General features: G+C 56.2%; 8 protein-coding genes. 3 read left to right on the forward strand and 5 right to left on the reverse strand.

Going from position 1 to position 14,364, the window contains the following annotated elements; genetic code table 11:
* Nucleotides 1–346 precede the first annotated feature (346 nt).
* Complete coding sequence (locus AC1DWG_RS05970; protein WP_477764418.1) at nucleotides 347–5,398, forward strand: trifunctional serine/threonine-protein kinase/ATP-binding protein/sensor histidine kinase; 5,052 nt, start codon at nucleotides 347–349, stop codon at nucleotides 5,396–5,398.
* Between the two features lie 60 nt (nucleotides 5,399–5,458).
* Here AC1DWG_RS05970 and AC1DWG_RS05975 read toward each other — a convergent pair whose 3' ends face one another.
* From AC1DWG_RS05975 to AC1DWG_RS05995, 5 genes are all read right to left on the reverse strand, one after another.
* A complete protein-coding gene (locus AC1DWG_RS05975) occupies nucleotides 5,459–5,956 on the reverse strand; it encodes a helix-turn-helix transcriptional regulator (RefSeq protein ID WP_477764330.1) in 498 nt (165 codons plus the stop codon).
* A 197-nt stretch (nucleotides 5,957–6,153) separates the two neighbouring features.
* Nucleotides 6,154–6,363: a hypothetical protein gene (locus AC1DWG_RS05980; RefSeq protein WP_477787475.1), complete on the reverse strand. Its 210-nt coding sequence runs from the start codon at nucleotides 6,361–6,363 to the stop codon at nucleotides 6,154–6,156.
* 187 nt (nucleotides 6,364–6,550) lie between these two features.
* Nucleotides 6,551–7,777, reverse strand: coding sequence for a carbohydrate porin (locus AC1DWG_RS05985; protein ID WP_477764328.1), 1,227 nt, complete (start codon nucleotides 7,775–7,777; stop codon nucleotides 6,551–6,553).
* A 437-nt stretch (nucleotides 7,778–8,214) separates the two neighbouring features.
* A complete protein-coding gene (gene pgi / locus AC1DWG_RS05990) occupies nucleotides 8,215–9,879 on the reverse strand; it encodes a glucose-6-phosphate isomerase (protein ID WP_477764327.1) in 1,665 nt (554 codons plus the stop codon).
* A 395-nt stretch (nucleotides 9,880–10,274) separates the two neighbouring features.
* Nucleotides 10,275–11,279, reverse strand: a complete 1,005-nt coding sequence (locus AC1DWG_RS05995) for a LacI family DNA-binding transcriptional regulator (RefSeq protein ID WP_477764326.1) — start codon at nucleotides 11,277–11,279, stop codon at nucleotides 10,275–10,277.
* Between the two features lie 461 nt (nucleotides 11,280–11,740).
* Between AC1DWG_RS05995 and AC1DWG_RS06000 the strand changes: the two genes are divergently transcribed.
* Both AC1DWG_RS06000 and AC1DWG_RS06005 read left to right on the forward strand, forming a co-directional pair.
* Nucleotides 11,741–13,300, forward strand: a complete 1,560-nt coding sequence (locus tag AC1DWG_RS06000; RefSeq protein WP_477787476.1) for a sugar ABC transporter ATP-binding protein — start codon at nucleotides 11,741–11,743, stop codon at nucleotides 13,298–13,300.
* Nucleotides 13,297–14,319 (forward strand): ABC transporter permease subunit, encoded by a 1,023-nt coding sequence (locus AC1DWG_RS06005; RefSeq protein WP_477764324.1) that lies wholly within the window; start codon nucleotides 13,297–13,299, stop codon nucleotides 14,317–14,319. Before AC1DWG_RS06000 ends, AC1DWG_RS06005 begins: the two co-directional genes overlap by 4 nt.
* Nucleotides 14,320–14,364 lie beyond the last annotated feature (45 nt).

Raw genomic sequence — 14,364 nt, forward strand, 5'->3', positions numbered from 1 at the left:
CACGCTAGGGTGCGTTCTCAGTTAGTTTTCACGGGAAAACTAACTGAGAACGCACCCTAGGGGACGGCCTCGCATAATGCAATTATCCCGAGGGATAACACGCGGCGATTTCAGTGCGCAAAAACCACAGGCGACGGGGGCCCTCAACTGCCATTCTGGTGCCAATGACGGACAGGATTGCTCGAACGCAGCCCGCGGGCCAGAGCCTTGCGTATACTCCCAGGCTCTGCCCGAAACGAATCTTCAGCGGTGATTGTTCATGCCCAGCAACCCTCTCTCAGCATCCGGTTCCCACAGTCTCGATGTCGTACACGATGAAGCCTGGCTGGAGCGTTGCACCTTCACAATACTGCGCCGGGAAAACGACCTGACCTGGTTCACGCTCCGGGATCGGGCATCGGGCACACGCTGGCTCGCCGCCCGGGCGCCGATTCAGCGGCCTGTCATATGCCAGCGGCTGGAGCGCGATTTTCACCTGCGCCTGGATCCGGCCTTGGCGATTGCCCCTGTCGCGTTCATCCGCTCGGCCGAGGGGCCTTTGTTGATCTATCCCGCGTCTGGGGTGCCGCTGACTGATTTGATCAGTGACACAGGGCTGCCACTGGCGCGCTTGTTGACCATCGCCGTAGCCGCGGCCAACGCGTTGGCGAGCGTCCAGAAGATGGGTGTGCGACATGCCAGTCTGCTACCCCACCACTTGGTGGTGGATGCTGCCGACTCGGTCAGACTGCTGAATTTTCACCGCCATGCCGGGGAGGCGCCCGCGGTTGAACTGCCCGGCCTGGAACAATGGCCTTATCTGGCCCCCGAGCAGGTCCGACGCGATGCCGTCAGTTTTGATGCGCGCAGTGATATCTATGCGCTGACCACAATTCTTTATCAGGCACTGACCGGCCGACTGCCGCTCACCGCCCGCGACCCGTCCCAATGGCTGCACGTGCACGCCGCTGTCCAGCCGCAATCACCGGCGATTCATGTCACCGATCTACCGGAAGGCATCTGCCGAGTGCTGCTCAAAGGCCTGGCGAAAGAACCGGGCGCCCGCTACCAGAGTGCCGAATCAATGGCCGCGGATCTGGCCTGGTGTCAACAGCAGTGGCTGGAACATGAGCGTATCGACGCGTTCCGCCTGGGCGCTTTCGATGCGTTGCCTTCCTTGGCCCGCAGCGATGTACTGTTTGGTCGAGAGGCCGAACGTACGCAGTTGGTCGAGCTGATGCATCAGGTGGGCGGCGATGGCATTGCCCGGGTTCTGCTGGTCGGTGGCGCGCCGGGCGCCGGCAAGTCGACGCTGATCCATCAGGGTGTCCGGCCCCTGGCCCCCGGCTACTGGGCCAGCGGCAAGAGCAATCTGCTGCAGCAGGAAATTCCATTTGCACCCTTGGCAGAAATCTTCAAGTCGCTGATGACCCAGTTGCTGGGCAAGCCGGCTCTGGAGTTGCAGACGCTGGGCGAGCAACTGGTCGAACGGCTTAAGGGGCGGGGCAGGCTTCTGGTGGAGCTGGCGCCCGAGGCCGAGCTGGTCATCGGGGTCACGCCTGAGCTGCCGAACATGCCGGCCCGACATGCGCTCGATCGCGCCAACCGGACCCTTCTCGATGTACTGGAAGTCTTCGCTCAGCCGGGACGCCCCCTGGTGCTGTTCGTGGATGACGTGCAATGGGCGGACGATTCGACGCTGTCGTTTTTACAGGCCTTCGTCGCCCGGCGGCCCCGGCATCTGGTGTTGATCCTGGCGTATCGCGAGGCCGAGTCGCAGGCCCTCGAGCGCGAGGGGGGAGTGCTGGAGGTGCTGGGTCGCGAGCAATCGTTGCCCTGTACAAGCGTCATGCTGGGGCCATTGTCGGTGCCCGCGGTCGCGGAGCTGATCGCCGCTGAACTGGACGCCGACCCCAAGGAGATTGAGGCGCTCGCGCAAGTCGTGCATTACAAGACGGCCGGCAATCCTCTATTCGTCAGCCAGGTGTTGCGCGCATTGATCGATGAATGTCTGGTGCGCTTTGATGTGCAGGGTCGCCGCTGGGTCTGGAATCAACAGGAGGTGGACGGTTATCGCTACGCCGACAACGTCGCGGACTTGATGGTACTGCGACTCGAACGCCTGTCACCGATGGAACGCGAAGTGCTGCGCACGGCCGGCTTCGTCGGCGGGCGCTGTGATGAATCACTGCTGCATCGGCTGTTGCCGTGTGAGCCGCAACAGATCACCCATGATGTGCAAAGCCTGGTCGATGCAGGTTTTCTGCTGCGTGAGCGCGAGCAACTGGTGTTTCCCCATGACCGTGTGCTTGAGGCGGCCTGTCAGCTTGCGGCGCCAGCGGGACGCGCCGCCGAGCATGCGCGTATCGCTGGCACCATGCTTGATCATTGGGGCGAGCAGATCCATGAGCGTGTGTTCGAAGTCGCCAGTCAGGTCCAGCGCATTGACGCCGATGAACTGGAGGCGCATCGCCGCGCCGCGTTCGTCGAGCTGTTGGTCGAAGCCGCCGAACGCGCCCGGGACACCGCCGCTGTCGAGCAGGCCGTGGGCTATCTTCGCACGGCCGAGAGTCTGCTCGACCAGACAGGTTGGTCGAGCCTCTACAGCCAGACGTTTGCCACCCAATGGCTGGCTGCCGAGTGCGACATGCTCCTGGCCGATCTGGAAGGCGCCCAGCGCCGCCTCGACGATTGCCTGACCCACGCCACCACAGTGCTCGACCGCGCGAAGACCTATCGGTTACGGGCCACCTTGCGCACGCTGCACTCCGATTACGAGGGGGCGATCACCGAGGCGCTGAACGGTCTGGCCTTGCTGGATATTCCCCTTCAGCGCAGGCCCTCACAGAACGATTTGACCCTGGCATTTACCCAGGTTCGTGAGCTTGTCGGCGCACGCCGCATCGCCGATCTGGTGCATTTGCCGAAGGCCGAAGACCCGTCTGTCGAAGCGGCCATGGAGTTGCTCAGTACGTTGATTTCTTCGTTCTTCGTCGACGACGACATTCGTTTTCTGCATTTGGCGAAAATGGTCGAACTCACACTGCTGCATGGCACCACGCCAAGCAGCGGTTACGGTTTTGCCTGGTTTGGCGTGATGATTGCCGAGCGCTATGGCGAATATGTGGACGGGCAGGCCTTCGCCGAAGTGGCGCTTGAACTCACCGACAAGCACGGCTACGAAGCAGGGCGCACAGGCACGTTGGTGGCGCTCGATCAGGTCAGCCCGTGGACCCGACCGATGGCGTACGCTCGACAGAAGGCGTTCGCCGCATTCGAGTGCGGCCAGGCCGGCGGCGACCTGGGCATGTCCTGTTACGCCTGCAACCACATCGGTTCCGACCTGCTGTTCATGGGCGAACCCTTGCAAGGGGTGTTGAACGAACTGGAGCATGGGTTGGCGTGGGTGCAGCAATTTCATTACATCGATATCGAGCGCATCCTGCTGGCGCAACAGGCATTCGCCACCGATCTGCGCGACGGGCGCCTGCATCGGCCGTTGGACGAACTGGATGGCATCGAACATGACCGTTTCGGCCCCATCGACCGTACCCGTGTGTCGCAGCCGACGCTGTTCTGGTCCTGGCTGTATTCAGGCATGTCAGCGTTTTATTTCGGCGATATCCCTTACGCATTGCGACGTTTCGAAGAAGCCGCCGCGCTGGCCTGGTCCATTCCGGCGCATATCAATCTCGCCGATTACCACCTGTTCTACAGCCTGGCGCTGGGCAGCATGCAAGCGCCGGGCGAGGTGGCGGAAAAACTGGAAAAACTCGAGCGGCAACGCCAGCGGTTCCTGCCGTGGGTCGAACTCAATCCGACAACCTTCCGCAACAAATTGCTGCTGATCGAGGGAGTCATCGCCCGTTTGCGCGGTCAGGAACTGGTAGCTATCCGCTGTTTCGATCAGTCGCAGATCGCGGCGGCGGCGGCCGGTTTCATCCATGAGCAGGCGCTGGCCCATGAACAGCTGGCCGATATCTGCCTACCCAACGGGCTGGTGTCGGGTGCCAGCCACCACCTGCGTGTCGCGCGCGACTGCTACAACCTGTGGGGCGCCGAAGGCAAGGCGCGTCAATTGGAAACCTTGCACCCGTTTCTGAGTGCGGAGCCGTCGTTCGAGCCGATCCGGCCTGTGACCCAGGTCCGCCTCGATCTTGAAGTGGGGATCGAAGCGGCGCGTGCACTGTCGCAGGAGGTTCTGCTCGAACGACTGGTCGAAACCCTGATGAATCACTTGATGATTCAGGCCGGTGCCGACAATGGCGTGCTGATGATGGTCAGCGGCGCCGAACTGCAACTGGCGGCGACGGCTTCGGTCGAAGCCGGCAATGTACGGGTCGCTCTGGACGCCGGGCAACCGCTCGAACAGATGGCGCCGGCCTCGGTGCTCAACGCCACGATGCGCACGCGCACGACCCTGGTGCTCGACGATGCCCGGGCCGATTGTCCCGAGGCCTACAGCGCCGATCTGCAACAGCGCCAGGTGCGGTCGGTGTTATGCCTGCCGTTGCTCAAACAAGGCACGTTGATCGGCCTGGTCTATCTGGAAAACTGCCTGGTCCCCAAGCTATTCAGCGCCCAGCGCCTGACCATGCTGGAAATTCTCGCCTCTCAGGCCGCGGTGTCACTGCAAACCGCCAAGCTATATGAACAGCTGGTCGAGGACAACCAGCTACGCGCGCAGATGGAAGCGGACTTGCGCAGTTCCCGCGCGGAGCTGGCGCGTAGCTCGCACCTCAAGGTCATGGGTGAGCTTTCTGCTTCGATTGCCCATGAAATCAGCCAGCCGCTGCTGGGCATCGTGTCCAATGCCTCGGCCAGCCTGCGCTGGCTCAAGCGTGATCAGCCCGATCTGGAAGAGGCGATTCAGGGGCTGGAAGACATTCGCTCGGACAGCGCCCGCGCCGCCGACATTGTCCAGGCGCTGCGCGCACTCGCCAAACAGACGCCGTTGCAACGGTTGCCGATGCAAATCGATCACTTGATCGGTGAGGTCGTGCGCCTGACTGCCACCGACCTGGCGAACCGCAACGTGCGCCTGGAAACCCGGCTCGATGCGCAATGCCCGGTGTCGGTCGACGCGGTACAGATCCAGCAGGTGGTGTTCAACCTGATCACCAATGCGCTGGAGGCCATCGCCGGAGCAGGGTTGCCCAATGGACGCATCATCATCGGCTCAGCGGTGAAGGACGCTCATGTCCAGGTCTGCTTCCAGGACAACGGGCCCGGAATTGACGCGCACCAGCGCGAGCAGATCTTCGATGCGTTCTACACCACCAAAGGCAGCGGCATGGGAATGGGCCTGGCCATCTGCAGGTCGGTGATCGGCGCGCACGGCGGGACGCTGGTGGTCCAGGATAGCGAGCAGGGCGCCCGGATTTGTTTCAACCTGCCACTGGCACCGGCCAGCACTTGATAAAAAAGGGCCGCATGAGCGGCCAAAGGGGAGGCGTTCGTTTTGTCGACCTCGATCAGTTCACGCGTGCAGCTCCTGTGCGCGCGACTGTCCCACGCCGTCGACCAGGCTATCGTGAATTCTCCAGTCGGGTATGTCCCGATCAATCACTGGTGACTGGCCAGGGTGGCTCGCTACATGATCAAAGGCCCGGCGCCATGCCTTGGGTGTCATCCCTTCCAGGCGGCTGAAGGTGCGGGTGAAATGCGAGTGGTCTGCGAAACCGCATTCATAGACGACATCGGTGATCGGCATTGAGGTGATCAGCAGGCTTTTGGCTTTTTCGATTTTCATCATCACCAGCCAGCCTTGCGGCGAGTGGCCGGTAACCTTTTTGAACGCCCGGGAAAAATGGCTACGGGACAGGTTGCAGTGTTCGGCAATCTCGCTGATGCGAACGCAGCTGCCCATGTCACGCAGCATCAGCTCCTTGGCGCGGCGCTCCTGCCAGCCGGACAGGGCACCCAGCGGCCGTACCAGGGTGCATGGATGGTTTGATATCACCGATTGCGGGTTCATGGCGGCTCTCCTGATCGTTCAGGAAAGTCTGTCCGCCGGCGACATTTAAAGTCCTTAAGCAAACCTTAAGAGTTCTGAAATACAGCGTCCGTTGCAGTACGATGGGTATCAACTGACCCACACCAGATATCCAGAGAGAGCAACTGCCTACCCGTTTCAGCAATCAGATGATGCATTGAGCAGCACCGTTGGTGGGATCACTCTGGCGTCGTGAGCACCGCTAACGACATGTTGATCAACTCTTCGTTCGTGCTGATCGTTGCCTGCGCACTGCGCACATTGCCTCCAGCCTCACCCGAACTGCGCTGCTCGACCCAAAGGGTAAGCGCCATGATCGCGGCTTCGAGGGCTAGCTGGTTTTGATTGATCTTGAAGAGTAGGGAAGGGAGCAGGTCTGCATTCGACATCGTGATTGCTCCGTGGAGAGGTCAGCGTTGTTGGTGCCGATGCCGAATACACCCAGTTGCCGAGATGTCACTGACCCCGTCTGATTCCTCACAAACCGTTGTCTGTGCCGGATTTGTGCTGATTTTGAGGTGGGTCGGTCTTGCGTCGGCACGTGGTTCAATTCGGCATCGGCGTCAACAAGGGAGTTTATTTCCACCAATACTCGATCTGAACTCCTACGTTGGAGCCTTGCAGGTCTGTACCAAACGCACCGGTATCAGACAGAGCCGATCCCGGAGATTGCAAGCTGGCGGCGCGTTGCGCAGCCTTGTTCCAGGTAGCGTAGGTGTAATACAGACGAAATTCCGGCCTGTCCCAGAATCCCGGGCCCTTCGGTGACCAAGTCGGCGCGATGGTGTACTTAGTGAGTTTTCGGGTACCGTCTGCGGCTTCAACCTGGTCGCGCCCAACCTCGGTGATCAGCTTGAACTGATCCGTGAACGCATAAATTGGCCGAACACCAATGGATAACCAGTTCTGATCATCACCATCAGGGCGCGTGTCTTTTTGATAGACCAGTTCAACTTGACCACTGAAAGCATGAGTCAATTGCCAATCGAAAAACTCCACGAGCCGCCAGCTCTTGTTGCTCTCATCCAGCGTGGTATCACCGGTGTAACCCAATGCGGTGCCCGGCCCTCGGCCGTATTGAACAGCGAACTTGTTGACTCCGCCCAGGAACGCGACCTGCTTGTGCTGGGCAACCACCGACCAGCCCTGATGAGCATCCTCGCGGCTCGGCTTGTCCAGATAACTGACACCCAGCTGAACCTCGCCACCGGGATTTGTGTTGAATCCGCTGACGGTCACATCATGTCGGGTAACAAAATCCTTTTGGAAGACGTTGTCCTTGCGTGAGAACACGTAGCTGTATTTCAGATCTCCCAAGGCGACCTGGTCGAGCCCAAAGCCCGTTGAGCTTTGGTTCCAGTAGAAGTAGTCGGAAATATTGATGTCGTTTCGATTGTAGTAACGACGGCCCGCCCAGAAAGAACCGCCATTCAATGCCGGCATCTTGCTCCACTCTGCGTAGAGCTGGCTCATCCGCGTATAGCCGTGCTCTCCGTCAAATTTTGGTTCATGGCCATACTCGTTGTAAAACTGTGCCATGCCTTCAACGCTAAGCATTGAGCCGTCGTCCAGTGAAAGCAGATCCTGGCGCAAATCCAGCTCCATGTACTGCTCACATTCGTTGCCAAGGCGATATTTGGACTGCGCGCCCGGTAGCTGAAAACACGACTGTTTCCCTCCTTGAGTAGAATCCCCCACTCCGGTTCTGAAATAACCACTGAAGTCTGTTGAATACGCGTCAACAGGCAGAAAGCCGACAGCAAAGGACACACCCAGAACTGCACTGAGAGTTTTAACGTTCATTCATAACACCTTTTGTTTTTTATATTTATTGGACAAGGTCGATAACGCGAGTCAGCACGCTTTGTAACCAAGTACGCAGCTAGCTCCACGCACAAGTTCCCGAATGGGAAATAGGTTAAATCGAATAGAAAGCGCACCGTATTACCTGAGCCAAAGCATGAGAAGAACCCAGGCAGTGCCAGTGCGGAGTGACTACGGTAAGCAAGCTATTACTTAACCAATGAGTTAGTTGATCGTCGTAAGTTTTACCCTTTGGAATGTATTTTCAGGCCGCGAACCTGGAAGCCCAAACTTCCTTAATCACGGTGCAGGGCCGATCGATCACCCTGTAGCCTCAGAAGTACAACAGGAGTGAATACATGCGCGGAGGCACGACTACATGGCATTCGTTTTCTCCAAGACTGGAAGGCATTAGTCCCACCCAATCTTATGAGGCTCTAACCACGATGACGTCCCCGGAAGAAATCTATAAGGCCCTGCGTCGAGGAATCATCTGCCGGTTCCGCGTCATAGCGAGTCAGAAGGTTGTAGACGCTGTTGCCTAGCTCCTTGCCCAACTCCACGCCCCATTGATCAAACGAATTGACTCCCCAAATTACACCCTGGACAAAGACCTTGTGTTCATAAAGGGCGATCAACGCACCAAGGCTATGTGGATTGATGATCTCAAGAGCAACTGTATTGCTTGGCCGGTTACCGGGAATTACCTTATGCGGCGCCAGTCGTTCAATCTCACTGGACGAAAGGCCTTTGGCTTTTAGCTCTGCCTCAGCTTCAGCGCGGGTTTTGCCTCGCATCAGCGCTTGGCTTTGAGACAAGCAATTGGCGTACAGCCATTCCTGATGATCAGCCACTGGGTTGTGGCTGACCACAGGCACAATGAAGTCGGCTGGAATTAGAGGCGTCCCTTGATGCAACAACTGGTGGTAAGCGTGCTGTCCGTTACATCCCACGCCACCCCAGATTACTGGGCCAGTGGTGTAGGAAACTGACGTGCCGTCATGACGAACACTTTTGCCATTGGACTCCATGTCCATCTGCTGCAGATGTTTCACGAAGTTGCGCAGGTTATGGTCATAGGGCAAGAACGCATAGCTTTGCGCACCCCAAAAGTTGTGATACCAAACGCCAAGTACCGCTAAAAGAACGGGAAGGTTCTGTTCCAATGGTTCATTCAGGAAATGTTGATCCATAGCGTACGCGCCGGACAGCAGTTCCTTAAAGTTAGCGATGCCAATGGCCAGAGCAATCGGCAGGCCAATTGCCGACCATAGTGAGTAACGGCCACCGACCCAGTCCCACATAGGAAAAATGTTTGCTTCACGGATGCCGAAATCCAGCGCAGCTTGACGATTACTTGTCACAGCAATGAAGTGGCGATACAGCTTCTCTTCCGTCCCGCCCTTGGCCAGATACCAGCTTCGACAAGCTTGCGCGTTCTTCAGCGTTTCAAGAGTACCGAAGGTTTTGCTTGAGATAATGAACAGCGTTGTTTCTACGTTCAGATCGGCTGTAACCTCTCGGAATTCATTGCCGTCGATGTTAGCCAGGTAATGGCACCGCACCCCATGCCGAGCGAAGGGCGCGAGTGCTTCAGAGACAAGCTCAGGGCCCAGAAATGAGCCACCAATACCAATGTTTACGACATCAGTGATGACCTTATCGTTGTAACCACGCCAAAGATGGCTATGGATACGACTCACAACGTCAGTCATCTGCGCCAGAGCACCATGCACATCGCGCATCAAGTTGCGGCCATCGACCATCAAAGGTTCCCCCACTGGTCGCCGCAGCGCGGTATGCAGCACAGGACGCCCCTCGGAGCAGTTGATTTTTTCTCCACTGAACATGGCATGCGCTGCCTGCTCCACGCCAGCCTCGCGAGCAAGGTTTACCAGCAATGAGCGCGTCTCGTGAGTGATCAGGTTTTTGGAGTAATCCAGAAACAGCCCGCAGCCCGCCAAGGAGAAGTCTTGAAAGCGTTTACTGTCATCTTGAAAGGCATTGCGCATACTAAAATTTTTCATGCTCTCCCGATGGTCGAGCAGATTGCGCCATGCCGGCAATGCAGTCACATCATTCGTTTTGTTGTAGTTATTCATGCTCAGCCTCTCTTTGCCAATACGGCTTCAGCCGTCTCAATCAACGATTCAAATTTGGGAGTTTTGTAAATCTGCACATGCAGAGACGCCCCGACAGAAACAGGTTCTGCGGTTTGTTGTTACAATCGGCTATCGGACTCCGTTCCACGAGGTCAGCGATTTTTAATCGCGATCTAAATAGACGCTTATCTCTTTGGCGAAATTATTGAAAGCTCAAAAAAAACCGAAAGCCGGTCGCTTAAGTGAAAAAGCAAACATACATATGCGTGCACGACAAATTGAAACCAGATGCTGGTCATTTAGTTTAAAAGTTATCTAGGCGGCGAGACGTGGACAAAAGTAAAATAATTCACGCCTGCAACCGCTAGACCCTCAGGATAAATCCCTGAGTACAGTCATTTGGGAACGCCGCCAGAATCTCGCTGGATTAATGAGGGTTTCAATCGAATAGTCTGACGTCTCCCATCAGGTTGCTTGATACGCTTCAATAAAAGCTTCACAGCCTGGGCTCCGAGCTCCTCGAGAGGTTGCGCTATAACTGTCAGTCGGGGGCTAAAAGCATCCGCCCATTCGAAGTCGTCAAAGCCGACCAGTGCGATGTCCTTTGGCACCTCAAGCCTGGCTTCACGAAGGGCCTGCATTGCACCAATGGTCATCAAGTTGTTAGCGGTCATTATTGCGGTAGGCGGGTGCTCTAGCGCCAGTAGACCGCGAGTCGCTTCCATTGCCGGCGCAATCGCCGATTCACCACAGCAAACTAATTGATCTTCGTACTGAATTCCTGCGTCAACCAAGGCCGCACGGTAACCTTCAATTCGCTCGTGAGAAGAAGACTGACTCAATCGTCCGGATACCATCCCGATACGCCGGTGTCCAAGTTTAATCAAGTGTGCAATCAACTCTTGAGATGATTGCTTATTCTCTACCCCCACCTGATCGAAAGACGTCGACAGAAGTCGATCGATGAGAACCGTGGGTATCTTGTTGGCCTTCAAGTAATTAAATACTCTATTTTCTGGGTCATGCTCCGAGGCGAGTACAATGCCGTCAACACGTCTCTCATGCAGTGCTTTGACCGCTTTAAGCTCTTGTTCAGGATCTTTTTGCGTATTGACCAGAATCATCATCAAGCCGCTTTTCGCACATGCCGCTTCGATGGCACGTACTGTTTCACTGAAGTAATAGTTCGACAGCGTAGCAATCGCCACCCCTATAGCACCTGAAGAGGAGCGAGCCAGAGATCGAGCGAGCGAGTTTCGAATATAGCCTACGGACTCTACAGCCTGATTCACGCTACGGACGGTGTCAGGATGTACTTTGCGAGTACCGTTGAGTACGTGGGATACCGTAGACATTGATACGTTCGCGGCTCGCGCTACATCACTCATCTTTGCGCCCACTGTGCACCACTCCTTTCTCACGTGATTTCATGGATAGCGCTGAACTCATGCCCAGCGGTAAGCCATTGTAAAGCTCACAGCGAGAAAATGTGTCGGAGGCTCCAGGAATTGATGCCGGGACGGGCCCGTCATTTCGAGAGAGACCCAGCGAGGTGCGCTGTGCACCTGAAGTGGCTGAGGCGAGATGGTGGAATCCGCTATGCAGCATAGCCGGGCACTCCTTTTTTATTATTGTCGCGATCACATGGCGAACCGTTAATGGCACGCAGGGACGCTGTTGAAAAAAGCATAGCCGAGACGAAATCGCTTGCGCAAGCGCTTTCCTAACCTTTTCACCTTTCCTTCGGGCGGAAAGGAAAGCGCTTGCGCAAGCGCTTTCCTTTGGACTATGTTTCTCGAACAAGAACACCGATGAGAGGTTTCAACTGCTTCTCAAATCGGTAGATAAGGAGTTAACCGCTATGCTGAGCACTGGATCTGAAAGTCCACCTCTTGCCCTATTGGAAATGCGTGCCATCTCGAAGTCATTCAATGGGGTACGCGTCCTGCATGACATCGATCTCAGTATTTTTCCTGGACAAATCCACGCGCTAATGGGCGAAAACGGCGCCGGAAAATCCACTCTGATGAAAATTCTGTCGGGGGCCTATATAGCCGACAGTGGCACGATCCGAATCGATGGATGTGATATTCGAAACTATGGCGTGAACGATGCGAAGCGCCATGGCATTTCAGTTATCTATCAAGAACTCAGCTTGTGCGCGAATATGAGCGTGGTCGAGAACATCTACCTGGGTAGGGAAATTCGTCGATGTGGGGTTGTAAACCACAAGGCAATGACCGAAGGCGCGCAGGTTGTACTAAAGCGACTTGGCGTCACATTTGATCCGCACGCGCTGGTCGGTACATTGTCGATCGCCGACCAACAACTTGTTGAAATCGCCCGTGCAATTCATGCCGATACGCGAATCCTGGTGATGGATGAGCCTACAACGCCGCTGTCTTCAAAAGAGACTGAAAGTCTATTTACGTTGATTCGCCAGTTACGTGATGATGGCGTCGCGATCATCTATATCAGCCATCGAATGGCTGAGATATACGCATTGTCCGATTTTGTTTCGGTGCTCCGAGACGGTCGTTACGTGGGTTCGCTGGACCGTGGCACGCTATCGGCTGAAACCCTGGTCCGGATGATGGTGGGGCGCGATGTTTCCGGTTTCTATGCCCATGAGCGTGCTACGTGTTCTTACGAGCAACCGGTACTACGTGTCCGCCACCTTACTGATGGTTTAAAAATTCGAGATTGCAGTTTCGATCTGTATGCCGGCGAAATTCTCGGGATTGCAGGGCTGGTGGGCTCAGGGAGAACAGAACTTGCCCGATTAATTGCAGGTGTCGATGCATACTCGGGTGGACACATTGAACTGGACGGCGAAGTTGTAGCCATACGCTCCCCTCGCGATGCAGGCAATGCAGGTATCGCCTATCTGACAGAAGACCGTAAAGCCTTGGGCCTCTTTCTCGATATGAGTGTCCACGACAATATCAATGTTTGTGTATTGGGAAATGATGCTTCTTTGACGGGTTTTGTGGACCGGACGGCTGGAACCGGACGGACCGAACAAGCCATTCAGGCACTCAATATCAAAGCATCTCCAGACATCAATGTCGGCGCGCTGTCTGGAGGCAACCAACAAAAGGTTTTGCTGGCTCGTCTGCTTGAGATGAAGCCCAAAGTGCTGTTCTTGGACGAACCCACCTCGGGTGTCGATATTGGAGCCAAAACAGAGATATATAAAATAATCAATGCATTGGCCGCCTCCGGCGTTTGTGTCGTGATGATTTCAAGTGAACTGCCAGAGATTGTTGGAATCGCTGACCGTGTATTGGTCATGTGTGAAGGGAAACTTGTCGCCGAACTCGGTGRCCGCAGCGGTGTTGATATCACACCCGAAACCATTATCGCGTTTGCCACTGGCAGCGACAGCTTGACTCTAGCCAACGGAGACTTAGTTCAATGACTTCCCCACTGCAACGCAAAGTAGCAAGTGACTTCATCACACCCAATGCGCGGAACATTGCCGGACCTGGCGCACAGGAAAAAATGCGCCAACTGATGAGGGTAGCGGGCATGCTCCCCGTATTGTTGCTCCTGTGTGTGGGCTTCAGCCTGATGAGCGACAGCTTTTTCTCGGCGCAGAACTTCTCGATCATCAGCCAACAAGCCTCTATCAATGTGGTATTGGCATCCGGCCTGACTTTCGTGATTTTGACCGGGGGCATCGACCTTTCAGTGGGTTCGATCCTGGCTGTTTCCGCGGTAGTGGCACTGTTGGTATCGCAAGTTCCCGGATTGTCCTCTCTGGCCATCCCTGCGGGGCTTGGAATCGGCCTGTTGTTCGGGCTCGTCAATGGCGTATTGGTCGCTTTTGGCAAGCTGCCTGCGTTTATAGTCACACTGGGCGGATTGACGGCGATGCGTGGGATCGCACGCCTCATCGGCGAAGACAAAACGGTGTTCAACCCCGACTTGTCATTTGCCTTCATTGGAAACGATACGTTGTTCGGGGTGCCATGGCTGGTTGTCATCGCGCTGGTAGTGGTGACTCTTTCGTGGCTCATTCTTCGTCGGACGGTTTTAGGCGTACAGATTTACGCAGTGGGTGGCAATCCTGAGGCCGCGCGGTTATCGGGAATCAAGGTCTGGAAAGTCCTGCTCTTCGTTTACGCCATATCCGGTTTGCTGGCAGGTGTGGGGGCCATCATGACTTCCGCTCGTTTGATGGCGGCCAACGGTCTGCAAATGGGCCAGTCCTATGAACTCGACGCTATCGCCGCCGTCATCCTGGGTGGCACACGTTTCACCGGCGGCGTCGGCACCATCGTCGGCACGCTGATTGGCGCCCTAATCATCGCGACACTTTCCAACGGTCTGATATTGCTGGGCGTTTCGGATATCTGGCAATACATCATCAAGGGTGTCGTCATCATCGGGGCGGTAGCACTCGATCGTTTTCGGCAGACCGGCGCACGAACCTGAACTCTATAAAACTCCTCTAATACTCCAACAATAAGAGACTGTGCT

Source organism: Pseudomonas sp. P4_B3, from assembly GCF_056402295.1.

Excerpts from the sequence above, each read along its gene's own strand:
- AC1DWG_RS05975 (WP_477764330.1), bottom strand. The coding sequence starts at position 5,956 with ATGAACCCGCAATCGGTGATATCAAACCATCCATGCACCCTGGTACGG.
- AC1DWG_RS05980 (WP_477787475.1), bottom strand. The coding sequence starts at position 6,363 with ATGTCGAATGCAGACCTGCTCCCTTCCCTACTCTTCAAGATCAATCAA.
- AC1DWG_RS05985 (WP_477764328.1), bottom strand. The coding sequence starts at position 7,777 with ATGAACGTTAAAACTCTCAGTGCAGTTCTGGGTGTGTCCTTTGCTGTC.
- pgi (WP_477764327.1), bottom strand. The coding sequence starts at position 9,879 with ATGAATAACTACAACAAAACGAATGATGTGACTGCATTGCCGGCATGG.
- AC1DWG_RS06005 (WP_477764324.1), top strand. The coding sequence starts at position 13,297 with ATGACTTCCCCACTGCAACGCAAAGTAGCAAGTGACTTCATCACACCC.